The organism is Campylobacter sp. JMF_01 NE2 (assembly GCF_027737365.1).
GTDB lineage: Bacteria > Campylobacterota > Campylobacteria > Campylobacterales > Campylobacteraceae > Campylobacter_B.
Genome location: NZ_JAOVTR010000003.1, coordinates 192,922 through 217,398, shown reverse-complemented (window position 1 = coordinate 217,398; position 24,477 = coordinate 192,922). Strand labels below are relative to the sequence as shown.

Genomic DNA, 24,477 nt, shown 5'->3' with positions numbered 1-24,477 from the left:
ATGTAACACTGAAAAATAGGCATTTTTGTCATTTTATAACGCGTTAGTAACATTTTTTTACAAAAAAGTTAATTATGGTTTAGTAAAAGCATTTTGCAACTATTTTCCAAAACCGCGATTTTTTTCGCAAGACTCTGTGCGCTTCTGGCATACGCAAACACGCCATATCCCCTAACCACGATGATATCACTATTTTCACTCATCATATAATTGTAAATTTCGTGCGGTGCCCTATCGTGCCAATCATCGTAATTTTTCGGATCGTAAATTTCAAGCCGTTTGATGATAGTCGCACCATAATAATCACGCGGTATGATAAAGTCGTGTTCTAAGGTATATGCAAGCAAATATGGCGGCATAGCGTAAGCAACGAATTTGGCTTCTTTAATATTTTTATATATATTTAAATGTATATCACTATCTATACTCGCCTCTTCCCAGCGATAATCTTTTTTGGCAAACAACGCCACGAAATCGTCCAAGCCCAGACTGTCAAAAATGGCATTTTTTTTGTTGATAATGAATTGATTATCCTTAACTTTGGCTGAAATCGAGCCGTGAAAAATGCCAAAAAGCTCCTTTCTAAACATCGAAAGCGAAATTCTACGCAAAATTTCGTAATAATACTCGTCCATTTTTTACCTTTTACCTAAAAAATGCGCTATTATACTAAACTAGAAATTTTAAAAGGATTAAGTTTGCAAATTCCTCATATTCCAGTTTTATTTAACGAAACACTTAGCGCATTTTCGGACACCCAGAGTGGCTACATACTTGATTGCACCCTAGGATACGCAGGGCATAGCCAAGGTATCTTGCAAAGCCTACCAAATGTCCATTTAATCGCATGCGATAGGGATAGCGAGGCGATAAATTTTTCAAGTAAAAGGCTAGAAAATTTCAAAGATCGCGTGCAAATCCATAAGGCAAAATTTAGTGAAATTTTAAAAATTTTGCCAGATGAAAAAATAAAAAACATAAGGGGAATTTTAGCCGATATCGGCGTTTCATCGCTTCAAATCGACAAAAACGAGCGGGGTTTTGGGCTAGGAAGCGACGAGCTAGATATGCGCATGGACAGCTCATGCTCAAAAGACGCGAAATTTATAGTAAATAATTATACAAAAGATGAACTTGCACGGATTTTGCGCGAATACGGCGAACTTCCAAACGCATATCAAATCGCTGAAAAAATTATCCAAGCACGCAAACTCTCACCTATTACCAGCGCAAAAGATTTGGCGCAAATAATCGGCACTAAACCTGCCAAAAACAGAAGCGTAAGCCCTGCAATCCTCGCATTTCAGGCAATCAGAATCGAGGTAAATAACGAACTTGGCGAGCTTAGCGAGCTTTTAAATTTAATCGAACAAAAAGCAAAAAATAAAGTCTTAACTAATGCAAAAATTGCTATAATCTCCTTTCACTCGCTCGAAGATCGTATCGTAAAAACGCGTTTTAAAGAGTGGGAAAAAGCGTGTATTTGCCCAGAATTTGCACTAAAATGTGAGTGTGGAGCTAACCACAATCTAGGCAAAATCATAAGCAAAAAGCCAATCACCGCTAGCAGTGAAGAGCTAGCACAAAATTCTCGCGCAAGCAGTGCTAAGCTGAGAATTTTTCAGATAAAATAGCCAAATTTAGGCTATTTTAGTAAAATTTTATTAAAAATTATAAGCAAAATTTTGTGTAAAATATTATGCTAAATTTTACTTATAATTTTTAGAATTTTGAAAATTTTAAAATTTAAATGGAGAAAATTTTGAATAACGAATATGATTTTATCATAAATAATTCCGTCCCAAACAGAGCCAAATCCGCGCCCAAGACGAGCGAATATATCAGCGACGAACAAAACCAAATTTTGCAAAACTACCAAACCACAAATTTCAAAGAGGTAAATTTATCCTTAAACAAACTTTTGATGACCTATTTGGTGATGATGTTCGTGTTTTTGCTAACCGTGCCGGCGATTTTTATCCGAAACGAGATTTACTACATTTCGCGCGACATCGCAGAGCTTCGCACCAAACACGAGGTCTTGCTCGAAGAAAACCGCGCGCTTAAAAACAATATCGAGTTTTTGCGCTTCAAAAAAGAGATCATCGACGCCGTCAATCTCGATGACAAACCAAACTAACGCCCATTTTGGCCAACTAACGCACTAACTAACAAAAAATTTATGTGATTAATTTTAAATTTATTTCGCTACCGCAAGTCTAAAACACTGCCCCGAAATTTTGATTTATCATTTAATCTGTCATTGCAAGCATAGCGAAGCAATCCAGAAAAATTCCATAGCCTTTAATCTGTCATTGTCACGAGCTAAAATCACCGAACGATAAATTCGCAAATTTTATAAAATTCCATAAATTTCAAAATTTTAGCAAACAAACTAACCCTAAATTTTAGACTCGTAGATTGCTTCGCTTCGCTCGCAATGAGAAATTTAACTACATTTACTACTATTATTGTGAAAATTTTGCAAAAATAAATAAAAGGCGTGGCTATAAGCCGAGTTCTGTCTGTGCGATCATTTATCTACACTGGTTTTTGCAAACCAGTTCTAGCGAATAGTATCTCATAAGACCTTACCTTCTATTCTTGCTGCGAGTTGGGTTTGCACTGCCACCCATGTCTCCATGCGCGCGGTGGGCTCTTGCCCCGCCCTTTCACCCTTACCACAGCGCGAACGCTATGGCGGTTTGCTTTCTGTTGCACTTTCCCTATGGTTTCCCACGGCGTCCGTTAGACGCAACTCTGTCTTATTGCAGCTCGGACTTTCCTCTTGTTTATCACAAGCGACCGCTCGCCACGCCGAAGCGCAATTATAGCTTTTTATGCTTAAATTTCACAAACGCCAAATTTGGGCTATGCGCATAAAATTTTAAAATTCAAAATTCTACGAAATTATGCCATTTGCCCTGCTCTTAATTTCAACTTTGTAGATTGCCACGAATTTTGCTACGCAAAATTCTCGCAATGACACTTAGGGGCAAATTTTGCAAATTTTAAGCCATGAGCCCAAATTTTAAAATTTCGGCGCAGTGTTTAAGGATTGCGTCAGCAAGAAATTTGAAATTTTATTCTACTTTTTCTTTGAATTTTGCGTAAAATTTGCCGTGGCGTTTGCGTCGATATAGCCCATATCCACGAGTTTTTCGAAGATTTTTTTCACCACAGGACCAGCCGCGCTTCCGCCACCGCCTCCGTGCTCGACTAGCACCGTGACGGCGTATTTTGGGTTTTCATACGGGCCAAAGCTCGTCATCCACGCATGCGAGCGGTGGAAATAATCCATTTGCGACTCTTTTAGGCGTTTGTTTGTCTTTTGCGATAGTCCTACAACCTGCGCGGTGCCGGTTTTGACCGCGAGCGGGACGACAGCGTCTTTCATGATTTTATACGCAGTTCCGCCGTTTGGGTTGTTTCCTACCTCATACATACCGCGCCTTACAAGCGGGAGTTGGTTTTTTTCAGCCGGAGTGAAAAGCTCGCCCGGCTCGAAGCTAATCTCTTCGCCGTCAATGCTCTTTAAAAAATGTGGGATTATCGCCTTGCCTGTGGCGATTTGGGCTGTGTTTTTGGCTACTTGCATAGGCGTTACTAGCACATCGCCTTGACCGATTGAGGCATTTACGGTCTCGCCTTGATACCATGGGCGTTTGAATTTCTGCATTTTCCACGCCTTATTTGGCATGGTGCCTACGAATTCGTTCGGCAAATCCACGCCCGTTTTCACGCCGTATCCCATGCGGTTAAGGTAGGCTGACATATAATCAATCCCCACAATCAGCGAGCCTTCGTAAAAATATATATCACAGCTACTTTTGATAGCCTGCACTAGGCTCACTCTGCCGTGCCCTCCACTACTCCAACACCTAAATCTGCGCCCTCCAAGCTCAATCGCACCACCGCAAAACGCGCTCCAATTCTCATTTATCTTGCCACTATTTAAAAAGCTCATTCCCACAGCCATTTTGATTACCGAGCCTGGCGGATAGAGGCCATTTACGAGCTTGTTTGTAAATGGGTGGCGCGGATCTTTGATTAGCTCGTCCCACTGGGCTTGCGAAATTCCGCCCACAAAGGTGTTTAGATTATACTCAGGGAAGCTTCCAGCGCCCAGTATCGCGCCGTCTTTGAGATCAATCACGATCGCCACGCCGTCTTTGTCTTTGAAAATTTCCTCTAAATATCTTTGGAATTCCAAATCAATCGTCAGCGAAATCTCGCTACTGCTTGGCTCTTCGTATGAAATCTCCTCGACAACCTCATTTAGCGCAGTTACCTTGGTCTTGCGCTCGCCTCTTTTGCCCTGTAAAATTTCATTATAATACCCCTCCACACCGCTTCTGCCGTTATATCCAGTAAGTGCTGAGAGAGGGTTGGATTTGATATCTTTTTTATTCGCGCGTCCGACATAGCCGATGATATGCGAGGCGAGATGATTGTGCGGATAGTAGCGTTGCGAAGCAGGCTCGACACGGATATTTTCGTGCAGATTTAAATTCGCAAAATGCGTGATTGTTTCGTTGTAATCCAAAAATTTAACGACTTCGATAAAATTTTGATTATAGACAGAGTTTTCGTCCTTGTAAATTTTGCGCATTTGCGTGGTGTTTAAATCCGCGAAATATTTGCTGATATTTGCTAGCTCAGCGTCCAGCGCACTATCTTTTAAATGTGGCGCAATCAAAAGCGAAAATCCGATATTATTAATCGCTAGCGGGCGATTTTTGGCGTCTAAAATCTGTCCCCTCACAGGCGGGATATACTCGGTCGAGACGACATTGTTTTTGGCGATTTGCTCGTAAAATTCATTTGATTTGATAGCTAGATAATACACCCTAACCAAAAGCATGGTAAAAAACGCCAAAACAAAGAAAAAGACGAATTTTAATCTCATACAAATCGCCCCTTAAAAAAGAGCAAACTAAGCAAAATATCGACCACGATATAGCTTAAATACTCGCTTCCCACACTCATAGCATCAGCTTTTTTGATATACGAAATCGCGCCATTTACCCCCAAAATCAGCGCATAGGCGATTAGCACATACAAAGCCAGCAAAAAGTTGCGAAATTTGATATTTCGCAGGCTAAATTCATAGATAAAAGTGTAAAAAATAATGTAAGCTAGTGCAATGCTAAATAGGTTAAATCCGTAAATTTGCTCGGCGCAAAATAGATAAAAAATCGCAAAATAGTAAGTGAAATTGTATTTTTTAAATTTGTTTTCATGCTCGAATTTCAGCACCACCAAAGTCACGAAAAAAAACCCCAAAAGTGGCGGCAGTCCCCGATACATCACGCTTAAAAGCAGATAAAACGCGACGCCAAAGCTCAGGGCAAAATCGACTATAAGGTATAAATTACCGCGACTTCGTTGCATACTGGAAACTTTTTGCAAGATATACAATCTGCCCAAATTTTTTGAGCTGGAAGCTCGTCTTTGCTGATTTCTTTAAAGCCGTTTTGCTCGAAAAAATGCTTTTGATATGTCAGAGCAAAGACATTTTTTAAGCCGTAAAATTTCGCCTCGTCTAATAAAGCTTTGACGATTTTTGAGCCGATTCCTCGCCTGCGAAATTTCGGCGAGACGACAAACGAGCGAATTTCTGCAAGTTCTGCATTGAAAATTTTCAAAGACGCATATCCTGCAAGCTCGGCGTTTTGTGGTTTTTGGGCGAAATACTGCGTGTAAGAGGCGCAAATTTGGGAATTTTGATTTGAAATTTCGCTAGAATTTGCCCCTAAATTTGCACTATCAAATTTCGGCTCAGTGTTTTCTGGCTTGGCGCACGCCTCATCACAGACATACGCTAGCGTGTATGAGCGGATATATGTGGCGATCTCGTCGTCGCTTCTAGGCAAAATCACACCGCTTTCGACTTCGGCTTTTATCATTTCTTGCATTGCGCCTATGTCGCACAGACGCGGTTTTTCTAGCACTATCATAGTCCAAACGCCTTTTTTATGATCAATTCGCGCGCTTTGGCTATGCCAGAACCTTTTAGCGTCGAAACAAAAAGTGCGCCAGGATCGCTTTTAAGCAATTTTGCGCGCCCAGCTTGATTTAGTTTGTCAGCTTTCGTGTAAAGGCGCAAAATTTGCTGATCGCCCCGCAAAAAGCTCTCCACATACTCGCGCAAATTTCTATCAATATCCAAATCAAATTGGCGTGAATCTATCAAATGGACAAAAAGTTTGATATTTGGGCGGTTTTTGATAAATTCGTCCAAATTTTTCTGCCAGATATAGTGCATTTTTTTCGATACTTTTGCATATCCAAAACCCGGCAAATCCACAAACATAAGCGAAAAATTCTCGCCTAAATTTGCCAAAGCTTCATCAAATTTTTCATTTTCGCTAAATTTTTGCCCAAATTTTACTTCGAAATAATTCACAAGTTGCGTCTTGCCCGGCGTCGAGCTTGATTTGGCTAACCCTTTGCGCTGAGTTAGAGCGTTTATCAGGCTGGATTTGCCCACATTTGAGCGCCCCAAAAACGCTACCTCGCTCATCGCAAACTCTGGACTATCGGCAATCCCTGCGGCGGAAGTTATAAATTTCGCGTCGTTTATGTTTATCATTTTTGCTGATCTTCTACTTGAAAGATTAATCTCACAGGCTTTTTGCCAGCACCGCCACTTGGCGCGGATTTGACTTCGTAGGTGCCTTTGGTGCGATTGACCACAATCTGCTCGCCAAAGACCTCTTTTTTGGTTTCAGTTTCGTGCAAATGCGCGTTTCCTTCGAGCGTGTATGTCTCAACTCCCGGCGTGTATGTCAGCACTGCGCCCTGTCCATCGTAGTGTTTGTCATTTACTAGTACCTTAAATTTCGCATTTCCTGTGGCGACATATTTTGTGGGTTGCTTTTTGGCGTCGAAATAAATCGTAACCTTATCCGAAGTTAGCGTATCATACGAGCCTTTTTTTATCTTTACATTGCCAGTTAGAGTGCTTATTTGTTTGACCTCGTCAGCGAAAAAATTATCCGCCGTAACCTCGACTAGCTCAGGTGCGCCAAATGCGCTCATACAAGCCAAAAGTGATGAAAAAATCGCTAATTTGATGAATTTTTGTCCTGCGTGTAATACCATGCGTGAATTCCTTTTGAGTTTGTTTTTTTATTTTTTGTATCGTAACTGATTTTTTCGCCAGTTACTTTGTTTTCGCCCTGAGTGAGGGTGTATGGCACATCTGAGCGAACGATTTTGTTTTTGAGATTGTAGGTGATTTGCTCGGATTTGTAATCTATTTCGTCGCTGTTGCGATAATGCGCCGAACCGCTAAATTTGATATTATCGCCCTTTTTAACGGCTAAATTTGAGTTAATCGTGTGATTTATATCATCTAAAATCACAGCGTCAAATTCGTAAAATTCATCGCGGTCTTTGTAGCGAATCCCGTTTTTGGCTCTAAATTCGCCAGTGATTTTCTCGCCCACTTGATAATCTCTCACGCCTTGCATTTCGAGATTTGAGACATTTAAATTTTCCTTAAACATCTCCTCGAAATACGGAGTTTGCACGCTTAGAAACACCATAGCGACGCTAAAAATCGCGATTACGACATAGAAAATTTTTATAACCATTTAGAGTTCCAAATCTCTCGCATATTGTTTTTATCGACTAAGATTTCAATCATCTCGCGCACCGCCCCATGCCCGCCACGCGCATTTAGCGTATAATCAGCCCTTAGCGAATTTAGCGCGTCGCTTGGCTTGAAACTCATGCCAACGGCGTTTAGCAGTTTCGCGTCGTTTAAATCATCGCCAATCGCCGCAGCCTCGCTAAAATCGAGCCCGAGTTCCGCAAGTATTTCGCTAGCTCTGCCGAATTTGTCCTTTTCGCCCTGGAAAACAAAAGGAATTTTAAGCTCCTTTGCCCTATTTGCCACGATTTGCGAGCTTTTGCCCGTGATTATGGCAGCGTAAAGACCGCACCTTTGCCACTCTTGGATCCCAAAGCCGTCTTTGACATCGAATCTCTTCATCGTCTCGCCACTCTCTGCGTGATACAGCGCGCCGTCAGTGAGCGAACCATCGACATCTAAAAAAATAATTTTTATCATAAATTTTCCCATAATTTGTAAATTTAAAAGCTAATGATTTTAGCCAAATTTTGCTTATAAAACAGCCATTTTAAAGTAAAATTTTAAAGCTTTGGTTAATAAATAAAAATCGAAAAAATATAAACCAAACAAAACAAAATCGGCAAGATTATCGCAAAAATGCAAAGCGCACTTTTTATTCGCCTTTTGTAATACGCTCTTTGGTCGCTAAAATTCGGCGTGCGCGCAAATTTTATGATATAAAAAATCACAAAACAAAGCGAAATCAACCATAAAAGTGGTAAAAATCCAAGAAACGCCAAAGCAAGAGTTGTTTGCATTTTGCACCTAAATCCGTGATAAAATTTGCGCTAGTTTCGCTGAATTTAGCGAGCCGATTTGGCGCAGGTTTTCTAACTCGCTACCGTTTTTGAAAAACAAAATCGCAGGCGGTCCCATAATGCCAAATTCTTTTTTAATCTCGCTCATTTGGGGGCTATTTTGGGTCAAATCAACCTTGATAAGCATGAAATTTGACAAAATTTCAGCCAAACTCTCATCGCCAAACGCCGCCTCACTCTCTTCGCAGTTTTTGCACCACTGCGCCCAAAAATCCACAATCACGGGCTTTTGCGAGCCTTTAATCATCTCGCGCAACTCGCCCAAATCTCGCACGAAAATAAATCTTTCCCCGTTTTTCGCACTTTGCGTCATATCGCCTTTTTGCATAGCTACGCCCTTTTGTAGCGAAATTTCACTAAGTGGCTTAGTAAAATCCCTCGCCCCGCTTGCAAATCCGATTAGCAAAAGCACGCTATAAACTAGCATTAAAAGCGCGAGCGCGCGTTTTAGTGCGTTTGCGCGCGCATCAAACAGTCCCAAAACCCCAGCCATTAAAGCGCACAAAATAGCGTAAAATAGCAGTGCTAAATTTTCTCCGATTATGAAGCGCACTATCCAAACCGCCATAAACAAAAGCAAAAATCCAAAGATTTTTGGCACCACTTCCATCCACTCGCCTGGACGCGGTAGCGCGCCTCCAAGCCCGATTATAATGAGCAAAACCCCGCTTCCAAGCCCCAAGGCAAAAAGCGCACTAGCACCAAGTGCTATATTTGCACTATTTGCGATGTATATTAGCGCAGCACTTAACGGGGCTGAAATGCAAGGGCTAACCATAAGTGATGAAATCGCCCCCATTAAAAAAACGCCCACAAATCCGCTTCTCGCGTCACTTTTGGCACTTAGGAAATTTTGCAATCTGCCAGGAAGCCTAATCTCATAAAGCCCAAAAAGCGAAAACGCCAAAGCCACAAAAATGGCAGCCGTGATGATTAAGGCGATTTTATTTTGCAAAATCCCTTGCAAATTTTCGCCCAAAACTGCCACCCCAGCGCCCAAAACCGCATACGAACTCGCCATGCCAAGCACATAAATCACGCTTACAATCAGGCTTAATTTCACGCTTGGCTTGCTAGCTGTTTTAGCCACGATAATCGACGAGAGTATCGGTATGAGCGGATAAATACAAGGTGTCAGAGATAGCAAAACGCCAAAACCAAAAAACAAAATCAAGGTCATAAAAAAGCTTTTGTTTTCGAAAATTTCTAAAATTTGCAATTGGCTTAAATTTGAGCCAAAATTCCCCGAATTTTGTTCTAAATTTTGTTCTAAATTTTGACTTAAATTTTGCCCCGAAATACCTGCGCCGGGATTTTTCAACGCCGAAATTTCATAGCTCTTGCCACTTTTATTTAGCGCAAAGCCTCTGTTTTGTGGCTCGTAGCAAAACCCACCCACAGTGCAACCAAGAAATTTCACTAAAATTTGAAAATTTTTGCTATCTTTTGCGTTTGCAAGCACCAGCCCCATAGGCAGAGCAATGCTGAAATTTCCGTCATAAATTTGATGATTTTTATACTCTTTTGGCTCTGGTAAATTTAAAAGTGTGCTAACTTCCGCGCTATCAATGAAAATTTTTATCTCATCTTTGTAAATATAAATCTCATCTGCGACGCGAAAATTTAAGCTAATTTCACTTTCGCTTGTGTTTGTATCGACGATGAAAGCCTCATTTGGCGCGATTACTTCGCCAAAAAGCGTGATAAAAAATAGAAAAATAAAAGATAAAATTCTCATTATTTGCCTTGAAATTTTTTCCTAATATTATCAAAAAGATATTAAATTTTAATTCTTTTAAATGTATAATCTAAGTTTTATTTTCAAAAAAGGAGAACAAAATGGCTGAACAAACTAGCGATACACAACTCAAACAAATCGCATACGAGGGCAAAAAAATCAAAAAAATGAACAAAGAATTTTACGAGAGCGAGCTTGTAAAATTTCAAATCGAGTTACTCAAACTTCAACGCTATGTCAAAGATAAAGGGCTAAAAGTCCTAATCATCATGGAAGGTCGCGACGCAGCGGGCAAAGGCGGCACAATCAAACGCCTAACCGAGCACCTAAACCCACGCGGCTGCCGTATAGTCGCACTTGAAAAACCAAGCAATGTCGAAAAAACACAATGGTATTTCCAACGCTATGTCGCGCATTTGCCAAGTGCGGGCGAGATTGTGATTTTTGATAGAAGCTGGTATAACCGCGCTATGGTCGAGCCTGTAATGGGATTTTGCACCGATGCTGAACACAAAGAATTTTTACGACAAGTGCCAAAATTCGAGGAAATGCTAGCAAATTCTGGCATTATTTTATTCAAATTTTATTTCTCAGTTTCAAAAGAGGAGCAACAAAAACGCTTCGAAGCGCGCCGCACAGACCCTCTTAAACAATACAAACTCTCCCCAGTAGATGCCAAATCGCAAGAACTTTGGGAGCAATACACTTTGGCAAAATACTCAATGCTACTAGCCTCAAACACCGATATCGCGCCATGGATCGTGCTAGATAGCAATGACAAAAAAGCCGCAAGACTAAATGCGTTTCGCTGCATTTTAGCCAGAATTGATTATGATGAAAAAATCGATCCTAACGAATTTAAAGTCGATGTGGATTTGGTCAGAACCGGCACAGAAGAAATCATGCTTATGGAAAATAGCCTTAGAAACGAGGGCTTGGAAAAACTAGAAACCCTAAAAAAAGCGCAAAAAGCCGAAAAACAGGTAAAACTAGGCACAGGTAAGCCAAAAGATAAAAAATAACCGAATTTAGACGCCGTTTGTGCGTCTAAATTTATCTTTTCTTAAATTTTTGATTTAATTTAACTAAATTTATATAAATTTTGATAAAATTCGCGGGAAACCAAACCACACAAAGGTAAAACATGACATATAAATTCGAAAATTTATACCAAAATTTAAGTTTCTATGCGAGCGAAAAATCTCGCCATATAGCGATTTATGACGAAGATATGGAGATTAGCTACGCAGAGCTTAAAGCCAAAGTCGATGCAATCGGCGCGTATTTGCAAAATAGCGGAATTCGCTTCGGCGATAGAGTGGCTATGTATGTGCAAAACGGCTATGAGTTTTTCACCATTTTTCTAGGTATTACCTCAATCGGCGCGGTCGCTGTGCCTATGAATACCTTCCTTAAAAACGAGGAAATTGAGTATATTTTAGACAATTCGCGCTCACGCATGATTTTCGCTTCGACCGCCCTTAGCAAGGAGCTTAAAAGCATTAGCGCACCAGATATCAGACGCATAATTTGGGTCAAGGGCAAAAGCGATGAACCAACCCCAAATTCAGCCCTTCCAAACGCGCAAACACAAGGCGCACTTAGCGAGCACAATGTCAGCTTTGATACTGTGCTAGCCTGTAAAACCAAACTAGAAATAGCGAAATCTCCGACCGAAAACGATTTAAGCCATATCGTCTATACCTCAGGCACGACAGGCAGGCCAAAAGGCGCTATGATTCGCTACAAAAACATACTCTCAAACGCCGATAAAGCAACCCCTCGCTACAATGTGAGTGGCAAGGATAGATTTTTGGTATTTTTACCGATGTTTCATAGCTTCACGCTGACTGCGACGCTGATTTTATCGCTATACAACGGCGCGAGCATAATCGCTCTAAAATCAGTTTTCCCTATCACAAATGTCCTAAATACCGCCCTAAAACGCAAAGCAACGGTATTTTTGGGAATTCCGTCTGTTTATACAATGCTAGGCAAGGCAAAACTTGGCTGGAAATTCAGATGGTTTAATAAGCTTAGAGTATTTATGTCGGGTGCAGCCCCTCTTGCACAACAAACAATCGACGAATTTTACAAAAAATTCCCAAAAGCCCACCTTATCGAGGGTTATGGACTTAGCGAGTGTTCGCCTATCGTATCGCTAAACTATTACGACAAACAAAAAATCCTAAGCGTAGGCACACCGCTTGACGGATACGAGGTCAAAATCGTAAATGATGAAACCATGGAAGTAGCTCGTGGAGAGATCGGCGAGATTATCGTGCGCGGGGATTGCGTCATGGAAGGCTACCTAAACATCCCACCAGAAGAGACGCTGACAAACGGCTGGATTCGCACGGGAGATCTTGCATATATGGACGATGAGGGATTTATCTATATCGTCGATCGTATCAAAGATATCATCATCGCCAAAGGCATAAATGTCTATCCGCGCGAGGTCGAGGAAATCATCTACAAAATGCCACAAGTCGAAGCCTGCGCAGTCGTGGGTATCAGAGACGAATACGCTGATGAAGAAGTCGTAGCCTTCGTGCAACTCAAAGAAAATCAAAAATTAAGCGAACGCGAAATCAAAACTTATCTGAAAAATCACCTAGCAAACTACAAAATTCCAAAGGTCGTGCATTTCGTACCAGACCTGCCACGCAACGCCACTGGCAAGGTTCTAAAACGCGCCTTAAAAGAGCAGATCGCAAAAGAAGGCGAAAAAGCATAATTTGGCTTTTTAATTTTATTTTAACTTTAAATTTGACCCGTCGCTAACTCTCTTGACGGGTCAAAATCCTAATCAATACCTAAATTTCATCATAAAGCTTGATTTTTTTATATAATATAAATTTTAAAATTCGCAAATTTGATTACTAGAAGTTACTTTAAATTTTGTTTTATAAATTTTTGCAATAATAAAAAAATAAGGAAAAATATGAAATTTAAAAATCCGATTTACTATGTGGATAAATTTAATAATTTAATCAAATTTGCTTTTAAAAATAATCATATTTTTTTAGGAATTGCACTTTTAATGTCGGCACTTTTATCGCCAGTGTGCTTTTTAATGGCGTATAATAATGTTCCAAATGAAAATGAAAAAATGGCTGTTGCTGGAATAATAACAGAGTTAAAATGTTATCCAGCAGGTTTTAAACACTCGGCACATTGCAAAGTAAAAATAGATAATTATTTTTTTAGAAACGATTTTGTAGATAGTTTTAATAATGGAGAAAATGGTCTTAAAAGGGCAAATTTAAGTGATTTATTGAAGATTGCTTATTATGAAAAGAAGTGTGTATTTATAGAATATTACAATAGCACGATTTTAAAAATGGAATATTGCAATGGCGAAACAATATATTTATTCAGACATTTAAACACATGGATTTTGGAACGCAAGATAACTGCATTTTTAGGAATATTATTACTTTTAATTGCGATTTTTACGGCTATAAAATTAAAAAATTTAAACCCAATGCGTTAGATTTAAATTTGCAAAAATCAAATTCAGACATAAAAGTATCATCGATAGCTAAAAAACTATCAATGATTGCAATTTTTATAAAAATTTAGCAAAATTATCTAGCCAAAATTCGTCTAAAAAACGCGCGATAAAATGCGCTAAATTTTGACTCTTTTTTTGCATAAATTGCGCAAAATACACTTTGTAAATCCATTTTTTCTTGCAATGTGATCTTATACATATCAGTCTCCTAATAATTTTTTTATTTTATGTAGCACAAAAGACGCCTCGTCGCTATCGAGCTCGCAGAGCATTTGACAAATCGCGGTCGCTGCCTGCGGTTTGGTCGTGCCAAGGCGCCAATCTTGGTATGTCCTCATCGACACGCCAAGCTTTTTCGCCATTACAGCGTGAGAAATCTTTTTGCCCATATTTTTTGCCTCTACGGCATTATGCAAAATATTGAATATATCGCTCGTTTCTAACATGCCAAAATTATACAAGTTTTAGGATTAATTATACATTAATCTGTATAGTTTATCTAAATTTTGTATTATTTATAAGCAAAATTAGTAAATTTTTGCGTTATATCGTGTGAATTATACAGAATTTCTCATAAAACAAACATAAAATTTTACAAAATTTCCAAGAATTTCAAGGGGGAAATTTAGCTATGAAACCGCCGAATTTTGCACTCAAAACCAAATTTTGAAATTTCAAAATTTTAGCAAACAAAGAAGTAAAGTGCTAAAATTTTTAAAAAACCTTGACATTTTGCCACTCAATGTTGTATAATATTAGCAATCAAAACGAAAGAGTGCTAATAAATGAAAACAAACAAGCGTGATTTGATACTTGATTCTATCATCGAAGCCTATTTGGACCTCAACGCTCCGATTGGCTCGTCGCAGTTAGGCGGGCGCATGGAGGTCGCTATACCAGCCTCGACGATTAGGGTGTATTTCAAAAAACTCAGCGACGAGGGCGCAATCACGCAGCTTCATGTCAGTGGCGGGCGTATCCCCACAGTAGCGACAATGCAAGATTACTGGCGCGCTAAACTCGATTTTAGCGAGATTTTATCGCTAAGAGACGGCGATGAGTTAGAAGCAATCTTAGAGGATTTTGATATTTATTGTATGATTTTTAGCGCAGAAAGCGAGTGTTTGACCGAGGTCATAAAGCACGATGAGCGTTTTATGATTTTGGTTTTCGACAAAGATGAGATTATTTTGAAATTTGATAACAGAATTTTCGAGCTTTTGTCGAATTTAATCGGAATTTCGCTCAAAGATTTGGAAGTCGCCTCTATGCAAATCGGTCTTAGGGAGCTAAACACCAAAATCCGCGAGCTGAAAAACTCAAAAATCGAGTTTATCGCAAACGAAGTTATGGCGTATAAAATTTTTAAAGATGAGAGATTTAAAATTTTGTTAAACCCCTCAATCGCCGTGAATTTTGACAAAAATTTAATCTTTGCGCCCTATTTCGAGCCTGGTTTTATGGGGATAAAATGCCCAGTAAAATTCGAAAACAAGGACGCTACGATGATTTGCGCTGGAAGTGTTTATGAGGATTATGAAAAATTTTTTAAATTTAGTAAAGGAGTAGCATGAGCCAAGAATTTGACGAAAAAATGCAAAATTCAGCAGGTGAATTTGAGGAAAAAGAGCACAAAAACTGCGGGGCTGGTTGCGGCTGCCAAAGCCCGCTAGCGGACGACGGCGATGAATTTAGCGAAGAGATACAAAGCGAGTGTGAGTGCGAAAGCGCGCAAGATGATGAAATCACTAAGCTACAAAACGAACTTAGCGAGATTACGGATAAATTTTACCGCGCTAGTGCCGATTTCGACAATATCAAAAAGCGTTTGGAGCGCGAAAAAACCACAGCCGTGGAATATGCGGCGGAAAAATTTGCAAAAGATCTCTTGCCGATAATCGACGCACTCGAAGAAGCCGCGAAAATCGACATTGAGGGCAACGAACTAGCCGATAAAATCGAAGAAGGCGTGAAGCAATGCATAAATTTGTTTTTAAGCACATTTGAAAAATACGGCATTACGCCGATTTCGACCGATGAGGGCTATGAGAGCGAAAGCGGTAAATTTTACCCAATCCAACTCGTAGAAAAAGAGGGAGCCAAAACAAACGACATAGTCCAAGTTTTGCAAAAAGGTTACCTTTACAAAGAGCGAATTTTACGCCCTGTAATGGTTATTTTGGCGAAGTAAATTCGCAAATTTACAAAATTTAAAGAAAACAAAATTTAATAAAAAGGATAAAAAATGGGAAAAGTCATTGGAATTGATTTAGGCACAACCAACTCTTGCGTTAGCATTTTTGAACGAGGCGAGAGCAAAATCATACCAAACAAAGAGGGCAAAAACACAACTCCCTCAGTTGTCGCTTTTACAGATAAAGGCGAGGTTTTAGTCGGCGACAGCGCCAAACGCCAAGCCGTAACAAACCCTGAAAAAACGATTTATTCAATCAAAAGAATTATGGGTTTAATGATGAACGAGAAAAACGCGCAAGAGGCCAAAAAGCGACTTCCTTATAAGATAGTCGATAGAAACGGCGCGTGTGCGGTTGAAATCGCAGGCAAAGTCTATACCCCACAAGAAATTTCAGCAAAAGTTTTAATCAAGCTAAAAGAGGACGCAGAGGCCTTCTTGGGCGAGCCTGTGGTCGATGCAGTCATCACTGTGCCTGCGTATTTCAACGATAGCCAAAGAAAAGCGACAAAAGAAGCCGGCACAATCGCAGGGCTAAATGTCCTTCGTATCGTAAATGAGCCAACCGCGGCAGCTTTGGCGTATGGATTAGACAAAAAAGAAGCCGAAAAAATCGTAGTTTATGATTTGGGTGGCGGAACATTTGATGTCACCGTGCTAGAAACCGGCGATAGCGTGGTCGAAGTGCTTTCAACTGGCGGAAATGCCTTCCTTGGTGGCGATGATTTTGATAACAAAGTAATCGACTTTTTAGCAAGCGAATTCCAAGCAGAAAACGGCATTGACCTTAAAGGCGATGTCATGGCTATGCAACGCCTAAAAGAGGCCGCAGAAAACGCTAAAAAAGAGCTTTCAAGCGCAATGGAAACAACGGTAAATTTACCTTTCATCACAGCCGATGCCACAGGCCCAAAACACCTTATGAAAACCATAACTAGGGCTAAATTTGAAAGTATGATTGATAGTTTGGTAGATGAGACAATCGACACTCTAAAACGCGTCGTTAGCGAAGCAGGTCTTGGTATGAGCGATGTCAAAGAGGTCGTTATGGTCGGTGGCTCGACTCGCGTGCCACTTGTGCAAGAAGAGGTCAAAAAAGCATTTGGCAAAGAGCTAAATAAAAGCGTCAATCCTGACGAAGTCGTCGCAATCGGCGCAAGCGTGCAAGGTGCTGTTATCAAAGGCGATGTAAAAGATGTGCTTTTGCTTGATGTTACGCCACTTAGCCTTGGTATCGAAACACTTGGCAGCGTAATGACAAAGATTATCGACAAAGGCACTACAATCCCAACTAAAAAATCGCAAGTCTTCTCGACTGCTGAGGATAATCAATCAGCCGTTACTATTAATGTCTTGCAAGGCGAGAGAGAGTTTGCCAGAGATAACAAATCGCTAGGAAATTTCAACCTAGAAGGCATTATGCCAGCCCCTCGCGGTGTGCCTCAAATCGAGGTTGAGTTTAACATCGACGCAAACGGAATTTTAACAGTTACCGCAAAAGACAAAGCCACAGGCAAGGCAACTGATATTCGCATTACTGGTTCAAGCGGTCTAAGCGACGAGGAAATCGACAAAATGGTAAAAGACGCCGAACTTCACAAAGAAGAGGATAAAAAACGCAAAGAAAGCGTAGATGCTAGAAACCATGCTGACGCTATCGCTCACCAAACAGAAAAATCACTTGCTGAAATGGGCGAAAAAGTCCCAGGCGAGCTAAGAGCAAATATCGAAAGCGCACTAAATGATCTAAAAGAAGTTCTCAAAAACGAAAACGCGACAAAAGATCAAATAGATGCCAAGGTAAATGCCCTAAGCAAGGCGGCCGAGGATCTTTACAAGGCAGCTAGCGCGAACCAAAACCAAGGCGCAAATTCAAACAACGCTAAAAAAGACGATGATGTCATCGACGCAGAAGTCGAATAAATAAAATTTGAGCTAGCTTGCTAGCTCAAATTTCCGCCCAAATTTCCAAAATATCAAATTTTAATTTTATCCACATACATTAATATTCTATATCAATACAAAATTTGCAGAAATTCGATTATTAGCACAAAATCGTGCTAAATTTATTTAAATTTAAAAATTATAATTTTATACATATTAGAAATTTAGGGATTTATTGCAAATTTTATTGATTTAAATCAATAAAATTGATTAATAATTTGTTATAATTTGCCTTGTGTTTCACAAATTTCTTTGAAAGAAAGGATAATTCTATGGACAGACGAGAATTTATCAAAAGTTCAGCAGCTGCTGCTGCGTGTAGTGCCGCTGGAATTTCTGCCCCAAGCCTAGCTAGTGCAGCGGATGGCGAAAAAGACTGGCGCTGGGACAAAGCGGCTTGTCGTTTTTGCGGAACCGGTTGTGGTATTATGGTTGCCACAAAAGGCGGAAAAATCGTAGCTGTAAAAGGCGATCCACTATGCCCTGTAAATCGTGGTCTTAACTGCATTAAAGGTTATTTTAATGCTAAGATTATGTATGGCGAGGACCGTATCACAAAACCTCTTTTGCGCATGAACGAAAAAGGCGAATTTGACAAAAAAGGTAAATTCGGCGAAGTTAGCTGGAAAAAAGCTTTTGATGTCATGGAAGCGCAATTCAGAAAAGCTTACGAGGAAAAAGGTCCAAGCGGTTTAGCTGTATTTGGTAGCGGTCAATACACTATCATGGAAGGTGTCGCTGCTGTCAAACTTATCAAAGCAGGTTTTAGATCTCACAATATCGACCCGAATGCTCGCCACTGTATGGCAAGTGCGGTTGTTGCGTTTATGCAAACATTTGGCATAGATGAGCCGTCAGGTTGTTTCGATGATATCGAGCTAACTGATACAGTTGTTTGCTGGGGTGCCAATATGGCAGAAATGCACCCAGTGCTTTGGTCTCGCGTAAATGACGCTAAACTTAAAAATCCTGATAAATACAAAGTTGTAAATTTATCAACTTTTTCAAGCAGAACTTCAAGCATAGCTGATATTGAGATTATTTTCAAACCTCATACTGACCTTGCGATTTGGAATTTAATCGCTCACGAGATTGTATATAACCACCCAGAAGCGTTTGATGAGAAATTTGTCAAAGAGCACTGTGTGTTTGCAACAGGTCCAGTTGATATCGGTTATGGTATGAGACCAAATCCAAAACACCCTAAATTTGATCCAAAAGAGGTCGATACAGTAGAAAAAGAGCTATCAAAAGTTCTTAGCGAAGATGAGGGCGTAACACTAGCTTATCTTGGCATGAAAGCAGGAGATACGCTAGAAAATAAAAACAATGGCAAAGCTGATGCTCACTGGCTAATAGGATTTGAAGATTTCAAAAAAGCATTAGAGCCTTATACACTAGATTTCGTTGCCAAGCTTGCCAAAGGCGATGACAACGAGGATTTAGAAACTTTCAAGAAAAAACTTCAAGGCTTAGTTGATTTATATGTCGAAAAAGGTAGAAAAGTAGTAAGCTTCTGGACAATGGGTATGAATCAACACCAAAGAGGAACTTGGGTAAATGAGCAAAGCTATATGGTGCATTTCTTGCTAGGCAAACAAGCCAAACCAGGCGAAGGCGCCTTCTCGCTAACAGGACAACCAAGCGCTTGCGGAACTGCGCGCGAGGTAGGAACTTTCTGCCACAGATTGCCAGCTGACATGGTCGTAGCAAATCCAAAACACAGAGAAATGACAGAAAAAGTATGGCAAATCCCTGCTGGCACAATCAACCCACGCCCAGGCTTCCCTTATGTAAAACTAATGAGAGATATTGAAGACGGCGCGGTTAAATTCGCTTGGGTTCATGTAAATAACCCATGGCACAACACTGCAAATGCTAACCACTGGATCAAAGCAGCAAGAGAGATGGATAACTTCATCGTAGTAAGCGATCCATATCCGGGCGTATCTGCAAAAGTAGCGGATTTGATCTTACCAACTGCTATGATTTATGAGAAATGGGGAGCTTATGGTAATGCTGAGCGTAGAACTCAACACTGGCGACAACAAGTATTACCAGTAGGCGAAGCGATGAGTGATACATGGCAAATTTTAGAATTCTCAAAACGCTTTAAAATTAAAGATTTCTGGGGCGAGAGAAAAATCGATGATAAGCTAACCTTGCCAGATGTTTTAGAAGAAGCGAAAAAAATGGGTTACGATCCAGAAGATACTCTATTTGATGTATTGTTCGCTAACAAACGCGCACTTGAATACAAAGCAGATGATCCAATCATCGCAGGCTTTGACTGCACCGAAGTTTTCGGCGATAGCAGAAATGTCGTAGGAAGCGACGGAGAGGTATTTAAAGGCTATGGATTCTTCGTGCATAAATATCTATTCGAAGAGTATAGAATTTTCGGCGACGGACACGGACACGATTTAGCTGATTTTGATACATATCACAGAGTTAGAGGTCTTAGATGGCCAGTTGTCGATGGTAAAGAGACTCAATGGAGATTTAATACCAAATACGACACTTACGCTAAAAAAGCTAATCCAGACGGCGATTTCGCATTTTATGGTAACCAAGGCGCACTTCCGACAGGCGATATGAAAAGTGCAACCTCAGGCGATGAGAAAACTTCATTTAAAAACAAAGGTAAAATTTTCTTCCGCCCTTACATGGATCCATGCGAAATGCCAAGCGAAGAGTATCCGTTCTGGCTATGTACTGGACGCGTCCTAGAACACTGGCACTCAGGCTCTATGACAATGCGTGTTCCTGAGCTTTACCGCGCTGTTCCAGAAGCTCTATGCTTTATGAACAAAGCAGACGGCGATAAAATGGGCATAGCTCAAAATGATATTGTATGGGTAGAATCAAGAAGAGGAAAAGTTAAAGCAAGAGTAGATTTCAGAGGTAGAAATGTTCCGCCTGTGGGTCTTGTTTATGTTCCTTGGTTTGATGAAAATGTATTTATCAACAAAGTTTGTCTAGACGCGACCTGCCCTCTTTCAAAAGAGACAGACTATAAAAAATGCGCAGTAAAAATTTATAAGGCATAATTATGGAAAGACGCGAAGTTTTAGGTTTATTAGGACTGCTTGTAGCAGGCGGAAGTGGATTTTGTGAATTTGCCAGAGCAGAGGATAAAATCCGTCTAAGACCGCCAGGTGCCCTTGATGAAAAAGAATTTATGAGCAAATGTATTCGTTGCGGGCTGTGCGTCGAAGCATGTCCATTTGATACGCTAAAACTAGCAGAATTTGGCGATAGCGGAGTGCCAAACGGAACTCCGTTTTTCCAGCCAAGACTAACTCCATGCTATATGTGCCAAGATATACCTTGCACAGTAGCGTGCCCGACTAGCGCGTTAGATAAACAAAATGTTAGCGAAAATGACAAATTAAATATCAACAAAGCACAAATGGGCGTTGCGGTAGTAGATCAGAAAAACTGCGTTGCATACTTTGGAATTCAATGCGACGCATGTTATAGAGCCTGCCCTGTCATGGATAAGGCACTATTTATCGAATACAAACGCAACACAAGGACAGAAAAACACGCATTTTTACTACCTGTTGTAGATAGCGATTACTGCACAGGGTGTGGAAAATGCGAAAAAGCCTGTATAACCGAAAAAGCAGCCATTACGGTGCTACCACGAAATTCAGTTTTAGGCAAGGTAAATGACAACTATGTCAAAGGTTGGATCGAAGGCGATGACGCGAAGCTAAAAGACGCTGATAGCCAAATCAACTTAAATTTGAAAAAAGGTATTGATTACTTAAACGGAGGCGAGCTATGAAATACACACTTTTAAGAAGATTAGTTCAATTCCTAATCCTTGGCCTTTTCATAGCCGGAAACTGCTATGGATTTAAAATTTTGCAAGGAAATTTAAGTTCGTCAGTGCTTTTTGGAGTTATAAATTTAAGCGATCCTTTTGCCGTGCTTCAACTATTTTTAGCAAGTTTTAGCCTAGGTGCGCTTAGCATAGTTGGCGCGTTAATCATATTTGCGTTTTACGCTTTGATTGCGCCACGAGCTTTTTGCGGTTGGGTATGTCCTATCAATATCCTAACAGATTTGGCAGCTTGGATAAGAAAAGTTTTAAATATCCAAACCAAAATGTTTAGCGTCAGCAAAAACGCTAGATACTATTTGTTAGTTTTAGTCCTGCTTTGTAGCGGATTATTTAGTATAGCAGCCTTTGAGATACTAAATTTCGTCGGATTTTTCACAAGAGCGGTCGTTAGCCTTAGCGTTAGCGCATTTAGTATAGCCGCAATCATTGTGATATTTGAAATTTTCGCAGGAAATAGAATAATATGTTCCCATATATGCCCACTAGGGGGATTTTGGGCGATAGCAAGTAAATTTAGCTTAATTCGCATTTATCATAATGCAAACAAATGCACCAAATGCAACAAATGCAAGAGCGTTTGCCCTGAGGTTCAGGTGTTAAAAATGGTCTCAAAAGAGAGTTTTAAAATCGATTCTGAGTGCATAAGTTGCGGTAGATGTGTCCAAATTTGCGATGATGATGCGTTAAATTTTAGCATACTAGGAGTAAAAAAATGAAAAAGAAATTTGCTTTTTTAAGCCTTGTTGCAGCTACAATTTGTTGTTTGGGTTTGAGCGGTTGCCAAGATGAAAAAGGCAAAGCGAGCTCAAATACAAACCAACCAGTAGCGCAAACACAAGCCGCCTCAGCACCTGCTGCTACTAACGAAGTAAAAGCAGAAGCGCCTAAGGCAGAGGTAGCGCCAGCTGCTGCACCACAAGAGCCAGCCGCACCAGCGCCGGTTGTCGAGAAAAAGGAAGATATACCAAATTTAGAGCTTGCGCAAAGTCCTAAATTTAGAGAGGATTACACTAACGAAAACCTAACCTTGCCTACTTATGAGGTAAAAGGTGGCGCACCAGGCGAAAATATGGTATTCGAGAGAAGCTTCGAGAACGCTCCTCCGCTAATCCCACACACTTTGGACGATATGCTACCTATCACGGCCGAAAACAACATGTGCACCACATGCCACCTTCCAGAGGCTGCACAGGCTATGCAGATAAAATCAGTCCCACAAAGCCACTTAGCAGATTTGCGTGATGAGAATCAAAAGAGCCTTGATGGCGCACTTTCTATGGCTAGATATGACTGCGTTTCTTGCCATGTTATTCAAACAAACGCAACCGAGCTAGTTCAAAACAAATTTGAAGCAGATTTTAGTCGCTTTGCAGACTCAAATACTAGCTCAAATTTGCTTGACATTTTAAATCAGGGTGCTGATATCAAATAACCATTTTGTTGTGAGTTTGGACTTCCAAACTCACACAAAATTTACGAGGTAAAAAATGAAAAAATTATTCGTTGCTTTTATCTTTTTAGCAACCTTTCTTTTTGCAAATGACAAAGTCATAGTAGATGGCAACATCGCGATTTTAAAGCAAATGGATGAAAAAATCTATGCTGGCACGGACACCGGAAAGCTTTTTAGTATAAGCGGGAGCGATGAGAACGCTACTCTTGTTTTAGCTCTTCCGCAAGTCAAAAGCTATGTCGATGGCGATATCGATTCTAAGGTTATCGATGTCGATAAACTAGGTGAAAAATTTGCCCTTTTGATAAATGGCGATTATATGCACAAAAAACTCGCCGTGTATGAAAATGGCACGCTTGACACCTTTGATTTGCCGATAACTGGTATCAAAAGACTATTTTTGCTAGATAGCAATACTATCATTTTACTAGGCGTAGGAAGCGAAATTTTATACTACGACATAGCCTCAAAATCTGTGAAATTTGAGCACAAAATTTCAGATTCGCCTTTTGGTGGCGTGAGCTTTGACCGCGAGAAAAATTTATTGCTTCTTTCAAACGAAGGCGGTATGATTTACTTTTTTGACACAAAAGAGAAAAAATTCTTACGCGAAAAAAGTATCCACAAAGACAATGTCTTCAATGTAGCCTTTGTAGGCGAGAGGGTGATAACTGGCTCAAACGACAAAACCTGCTACTACGAAAACGCAAGAGAGTCTAAGCTTTTCGAAACTGGCTTTATCGTGTATAGCGTGGCATTAAGCGAGGATTTTGGCGCATTTACGACACTTGATGGCATAAATATCATAAACAAAGCTGGAAGCATCATCAAAAAAATCCCTTATGATGGCGAAATCATAAACAACATGACATTTTATGGCGATCACTTAGTTGGCGCAGGATACGACAAAACAATTCATTTTTGGAGTTATAAATGAACATTTCAAGTGTGATAATCTACACAGATAATAAGACAAATTTAGACGAGCTTAGCGCTCTCGTGGCAAAGATAGAGTTTTGCGAAGTCGTGGCTGCACAAGATGGCAAAATCGTAGCGACTATCCAAACTGAGAGCCTAGATCAAGAGCTGGGCGCGTTTAAGGCTATGCAAGCCCTAAAAGGCGTAAGCGATGTAGCTATGATATACTCATACCAAGACCTAGACGAGCAAATCGACGCCGCGAACAGCAACAATATAGAAGAGATTATGCAAAAAATCGACGAAGAACCAGAAATCAAAAAAATCAAATACGGCGGTAGTTTAAATATCTAAATTTACCTCTTTTTAAAGGCTGAATTTGGCAGAATTTGGCCTTTTA

The 24,477-nt window shown here is 40.2% G+C and carries 26 protein-coding genes and 1 other RNA gene; 14 read left to right on the top strand and 13 right to left on the bottom strand.

From position 1 onward, the window contains the following. Positions 1 to 68: 68 nt before the first annotated feature. Positions 69 to 635 carry a class II aldolase and adducin N-terminal domain-containing protein gene (locus OFO01_RS06745; RefSeq protein ID WP_270859434.1) on the bottom strand — a complete coding sequence of 189 codons (567 nt, stop codon included), beginning with the start codon at positions 633 to 635 and terminating at the stop codon, positions 69 to 71. Between the two features lie 63 nt (positions 636 to 698). Between OFO01_RS06745 and rsmH the strand changes: the two genes are divergently transcribed. Further along, a complete protein-coding gene (gene rsmH, locus OFO01_RS06740; RefSeq protein ID WP_270859433.1) occupies positions 699 to 1,634 on the top strand; it encodes a 16S rRNA (cytosine(1402)-N(4))-methyltransferase RsmH in 936 nt (311 codons plus the stop codon). A 128-nt stretch (positions 1,635 to 1,762) separates the two neighbouring features. Continuing rightward, positions 1,763 to 2,140 (top strand): hypothetical protein, encoded by a 378-nt coding sequence (locus OFO01_RS06735; protein WP_270859432.1) that lies wholly within the window; start codon positions 1,763 to 1,765, stop codon positions 2,138 to 2,140. A 354-nt stretch (positions 2,141 to 2,494) separates the two neighbouring features. Here the strand turns inward: OFO01_RS06735 and rnpB are convergent. The 10 genes from rnpB to dsbD form a co-directional block, all read right to left on the bottom strand. After that, positions 2,495 to 2,821, bottom strand: an RNA gene (gene rnpB / locus OFO01_RS06730) — RNase P RNA component class A. A gap of 267 nt (positions 2,822 to 3,088) precedes the next feature. After that, positions 3,089 to 4,909, bottom strand: coding sequence for a penicillin-binding protein 2 (mrdA, locus tag OFO01_RS06725; RefSeq protein ID WP_270859431.1), 1,821 nt, complete (start codon positions 4,907 to 4,909; stop codon positions 3,089 to 3,091). After that, positions 4,906 to 5,394: a hypothetical protein gene (locus tag OFO01_RS06720; protein ID WP_270859430.1), complete on the bottom strand. Its 489-nt coding sequence runs from the start codon at positions 5,392 to 5,394 to the stop codon at positions 4,906 to 4,908. Before OFO01_RS06720 ends, mrdA begins: the two co-directional genes overlap by 4 nt. Further along, positions 5,361 to 5,960, bottom strand: coding sequence for a GNAT family N-acetyltransferase (locus OFO01_RS06715; protein ID WP_270859429.1), 600 nt, complete (start codon positions 5,958 to 5,960; stop codon positions 5,361 to 5,363). Before OFO01_RS06715 ends, OFO01_RS06720 begins: the two co-directional genes overlap by 34 nt. Next, positions 5,957 to 6,595 carry a GTP-binding protein gene (locus OFO01_RS06710; protein WP_270859428.1) on the bottom strand — a complete coding sequence of 213 codons (639 nt, stop codon included), beginning with the start codon at positions 6,593 to 6,595 and terminating at the stop codon, positions 5,957 to 5,959. The genes OFO01_RS06715 and OFO01_RS06710 overlap by 4 nt, the downstream gene beginning before the upstream one ends. Beyond that, on the bottom strand, positions 6,592 to 7,107 hold the full coding sequence (gene lptA / locus OFO01_RS06705; protein WP_442868038.1) for a lipopolysaccharide transport periplasmic protein LptA: 516 nt from the start codon (positions 7,105 to 7,107) through the stop codon (positions 6,592 to 6,594). The genes OFO01_RS06710 and lptA overlap by 4 nt, the downstream gene beginning before the upstream one ends. Beyond that, complete coding sequence (gene lptC / locus OFO01_RS06700) at positions 7,071 to 7,601, bottom strand: LPS export ABC transporter periplasmic protein LptC (protein WP_270859427.1); 531 nt, start codon at positions 7,599 to 7,601, stop codon at positions 7,071 to 7,073. The genes lptA and lptC overlap by 37 nt, the downstream gene beginning before the upstream one ends. Further along, entirely contained in the window at positions 7,592 to 8,080 is a 489-nt protein-coding gene (locus tag OFO01_RS06695; RefSeq protein ID WP_270859426.1) for a KdsC family phosphatase, read from the bottom strand. The genes lptC and OFO01_RS06695 overlap by 10 nt, the downstream gene beginning before the upstream one ends. Positions 8,081 to 8,175: 95 nt before the next feature. After that, positions 8,176 to 8,400, bottom strand: a complete 225-nt coding sequence (locus OFO01_RS06690; protein WP_270859425.1) for a hypothetical protein — start codon at positions 8,398 to 8,400, stop codon at positions 8,176 to 8,178. 7 nt (positions 8,401 to 8,407) lie between these two features. Then, positions 8,408 to 10,198: a protein-disulfide reductase DsbD gene (gene dsbD, locus OFO01_RS06685; RefSeq protein WP_270859424.1), complete on the bottom strand. Its 1,791-nt coding sequence runs from the start codon at positions 10,196 to 10,198 to the stop codon at positions 8,408 to 8,410. A gap of 101 nt (positions 10,199 to 10,299) precedes the next feature. On the opposite strand from dsbD, the gene ppk2 reads away from it, so the two are divergent. The 3 genes from ppk2 to OFO01_RS06670 all read left to right on the top strand — a co-directional run bounded on the left by ppk2 (position 10,300) and on the right by OFO01_RS06670 (position 13,694). Next, on the top strand, positions 10,300 to 11,220 hold the full coding sequence (gene ppk2, locus OFO01_RS06680) for a polyphosphate kinase 2 (RefSeq protein ID WP_442868037.1): 921 nt from the start codon (positions 10,300 to 10,302) through the stop codon (positions 11,218 to 11,220). Between the two features lie 122 nt (positions 11,221 to 11,342). Next, on the top strand, positions 11,343 to 12,935 hold the full coding sequence (locus OFO01_RS06675) for a long-chain-fatty-acid--CoA ligase (protein ID WP_270859423.1): 1,593 nt from the start codon (positions 11,343 to 11,345) through the stop codon (positions 12,933 to 12,935). A gap of 207 nt (positions 12,936 to 13,142) precedes the next feature. Continuing rightward, the gene (locus tag OFO01_RS06670) at positions 13,143 to 13,694 is read left to right on the top strand and encodes a hypothetical protein (RefSeq protein ID WP_270859422.1); all 552 of its coding nucleotides are present in this window, start codon (positions 13,143 to 13,145) and stop codon (positions 13,692 to 13,694) included. 94 nt (positions 13,695 to 13,788) lie between these two features. Here OFO01_RS06670 and OFO01_RS06665 read toward each other — a convergent pair whose 3' ends face one another. Continuing rightward, complete coding sequence (locus tag OFO01_RS06665) at positions 13,789 to 13,914, bottom strand: hypothetical protein (protein ID WP_270859421.1); 126 nt, start codon at positions 13,912 to 13,914, stop codon at positions 13,789 to 13,791. Position 13,915: 1 nt separating this feature from the next. Beyond that, positions 13,916 to 14,161: an XRE family transcriptional regulator gene (locus tag OFO01_RS06660; RefSeq protein ID WP_270859471.1), complete on the bottom strand. Its 246-nt coding sequence runs from the start codon at positions 14,159 to 14,161 to the stop codon at positions 13,916 to 13,918. A 339-nt stretch (positions 14,162 to 14,500) separates the two neighbouring features. Here OFO01_RS06660 and OFO01_RS06655 point away from each other — a divergent pair, with 339 nt between their 5' ends. The 9 genes from OFO01_RS06655 to OFO01_RS06615 all read left to right on the top strand — a co-directional run bounded on the left by OFO01_RS06655 (position 14,501) and on the right by OFO01_RS06615 (position 24,431). Next, positions 14,501 to 15,289 carry an HrcA family transcriptional regulator gene (locus tag OFO01_RS06655; RefSeq protein ID WP_270859420.1) on the top strand — a complete coding sequence of 263 codons (789 nt, stop codon included), beginning with the start codon at positions 14,501 to 14,503 and terminating at the stop codon, positions 15,287 to 15,289. Beyond that, complete coding sequence (locus OFO01_RS06650) at positions 15,286 to 15,906, top strand: nucleotide exchange factor GrpE (protein WP_270859419.1); 621 nt, start codon at positions 15,286 to 15,288, stop codon at positions 15,904 to 15,906. Before OFO01_RS06655 ends, OFO01_RS06650 begins: the two co-directional genes overlap by 4 nt. Positions 15,907 to 15,960: 54 nt before the next feature. Continuing rightward, positions 15,961 to 17,832: a molecular chaperone DnaK gene (gene dnaK / locus OFO01_RS06645; RefSeq protein ID WP_270859418.1), complete on the top strand. Its 1,872-nt coding sequence runs from the start codon at positions 15,961 to 15,963 to the stop codon at positions 17,830 to 17,832. A 293-nt stretch (positions 17,833 to 18,125) separates the two neighbouring features. Next, positions 18,126 to 20,903 (top strand): nitrate reductase catalytic subunit NapA, encoded by a 2,778-nt coding sequence (gene napA, locus OFO01_RS06640; RefSeq protein WP_270859417.1) that lies wholly within the window; start codon positions 18,126 to 18,128, stop codon positions 20,901 to 20,903. Between the two features lie 2 nt (positions 20,904 to 20,905). Next, positions 20,906 to 21,646, top strand: a complete 741-nt coding sequence (gene napG, locus OFO01_RS06635; protein WP_270859416.1) for a ferredoxin-type protein NapG — start codon at positions 20,906 to 20,908, stop codon at positions 21,644 to 21,646. Next, the gene (napH, locus tag OFO01_RS06630; protein WP_270859415.1) at positions 21,643 to 22,422 is read left to right on the top strand and encodes a quinol dehydrogenase ferredoxin subunit NapH; all 780 of its coding nucleotides are present in this window, start codon (positions 21,643 to 21,645) and stop codon (positions 22,420 to 22,422) included. The genes napG and napH overlap by 4 nt, the downstream gene beginning before the upstream one ends. Further along, on the top strand, positions 22,419 to 23,138 hold the full coding sequence (locus tag OFO01_RS06625) for a nitrate reductase cytochrome c-type subunit (RefSeq protein WP_270859414.1): 720 nt from the start codon (positions 22,419 to 22,421) through the stop codon (positions 23,136 to 23,138). Before napH ends, OFO01_RS06625 begins: the two co-directional genes overlap by 4 nt. Positions 23,139 to 23,193: 55 nt before the next feature. Continuing rightward, positions 23,194 to 24,096, top strand: coding sequence for a WD40 repeat domain-containing protein (locus tag OFO01_RS06620; protein ID WP_270859413.1), 903 nt, complete (start codon positions 23,194 to 23,196; stop codon positions 24,094 to 24,096). Then, complete coding sequence (locus OFO01_RS06615) at positions 24,093 to 24,431, top strand: chaperone NapD (protein WP_270859412.1); 339 nt, start codon at positions 24,093 to 24,095, stop codon at positions 24,429 to 24,431. The genes OFO01_RS06620 and OFO01_RS06615 overlap by 4 nt, the downstream gene beginning before the upstream one ends. Positions 24,432 to 24,477: the final 46 nt, after the last annotated feature.

Excerpts from the sequence above, each read along its gene's own strand:
- OFO01_RS06745 (WP_270859434.1), bottom strand. The coding sequence starts at position 635 with ATGGACGAGTATTATTACGAAATTTTGCGTAGAATTTCGCTTTCGATG.
- mrdA (WP_270859431.1), bottom strand. The coding sequence starts at position 4,909 with ATGAGATTAAAATTCGTCTTTTTCTTTGTTTTGGCGTTTTTTACCATG.
- OFO01_RS06720 (WP_270859430.1), bottom strand. The coding sequence starts at position 5,394 with ATGCAACGAAGTCGCGGTAATTTATACCTTATAGTCGATTTTGCCCTG.
- OFO01_RS06715 (WP_270859429.1), bottom strand. The coding sequence starts at position 5,960 with ATGATAGTGCTAGAAAAACCGCGTCTGTGCGACATAGGCGCAATGCAA.
- OFO01_RS06710 (WP_270859428.1), bottom strand. The coding sequence starts at position 6,595 with ATGATAAACATAAACGACGCGAAATTTATAACTTCCGCCGCAGGGATT.
- lptA (WP_442868038.1), bottom strand. The coding sequence starts at position 7,107 with ATGGTATTACACGCAGGACAAAAATTCATCAAATTAGCGATTTTTTCA.
- lptC (WP_270859427.1), bottom strand. The coding sequence starts at position 7,601 with ATGGTTATAAAAATTTTCTATGTCGTAATCGCGATTTTTAGCGTCGCT.
- OFO01_RS06695 (WP_270859426.1), bottom strand. The coding sequence starts at position 8,080 with ATGATAAAAATTATTTTTTTAGATGTCGATGGTTCGCTCACTGACGGC.
- OFO01_RS06690 (WP_270859425.1), bottom strand. The coding sequence starts at position 8,400 with ATGCAAACAACTCTTGCTTTGGCGTTTCTTGGATTTTTACCACTTTTA.
- dsbD (WP_270859424.1), bottom strand. The coding sequence starts at position 10,198 with ATGAGAATTTTATCTTTTATTTTTCTATTTTTTATCACGCTTTTTGGC.
- ppk2 (WP_442868037.1), top strand. The coding sequence starts at position 10,300 with ATGGCTGAACAAACTAGCGATACACAACTCAAACAAATCGCATACGAG.
- OFO01_RS06675 (WP_270859423.1), top strand. The coding sequence starts at position 11,343 with ATGACATATAAATTCGAAAATTTATACCAAAATTTAAGTTTCTATGCG.
- OFO01_RS06670 (WP_270859422.1), top strand. The coding sequence starts at position 13,143 with ATGAAATTTAAAAATCCGATTTACTATGTGGATAAATTTAATAATTTA.
- OFO01_RS06665 (WP_270859421.1), bottom strand. The coding sequence starts at position 13,914 with ATGTATAAGATCACATTGCAAGAAAAAATGGATTTACAAAGTGTATTT.
- OFO01_RS06660 (WP_270859471.1), bottom strand. The coding sequence starts at position 14,161 with ATGTTAGAAACGAGCGATATATTCAATATTTTGCATAATGCCGTAGAG.
- OFO01_RS06655 (WP_270859420.1), top strand. The coding sequence starts at position 14,501 with ATGAAAACAAACAAGCGTGATTTGATACTTGATTCTATCATCGAAGCC.
- OFO01_RS06650 (WP_270859419.1), top strand. The coding sequence starts at position 15,286 with ATGAGCCAAGAATTTGACGAAAAAATGCAAAATTCAGCAGGTGAATTT.
- dnaK (WP_270859418.1), top strand. The coding sequence starts at position 15,961 with ATGGGAAAAGTCATTGGAATTGATTTAGGCACAACCAACTCTTGCGTT.
- napA (WP_270859417.1), top strand. The coding sequence starts at position 18,126 with ATGGACAGACGAGAATTTATCAAAAGTTCAGCAGCTGCTGCTGCGTGT.
- napG (WP_270859416.1), top strand. The coding sequence starts at position 20,906 with ATGGAAAGACGCGAAGTTTTAGGTTTATTAGGACTGCTTGTAGCAGGC.
- napH (WP_270859415.1), top strand. The coding sequence starts at position 21,643 with ATGAAATACACACTTTTAAGAAGATTAGTTCAATTCCTAATCCTTGGC.
- OFO01_RS06625 (WP_270859414.1), top strand. The coding sequence starts at position 22,419 with ATGAAAAAGAAATTTGCTTTTTTAAGCCTTGTTGCAGCTACAATTTGT.
- OFO01_RS06620 (WP_270859413.1), top strand. The coding sequence starts at position 23,194 with ATGAAAAAATTATTCGTTGCTTTTATCTTTTTAGCAACCTTTCTTTTT.
- OFO01_RS06615 (WP_270859412.1), top strand. The coding sequence starts at position 24,093 with ATGAACATTTCAAGTGTGATAATCTACACAGATAATAAGACAAATTTA.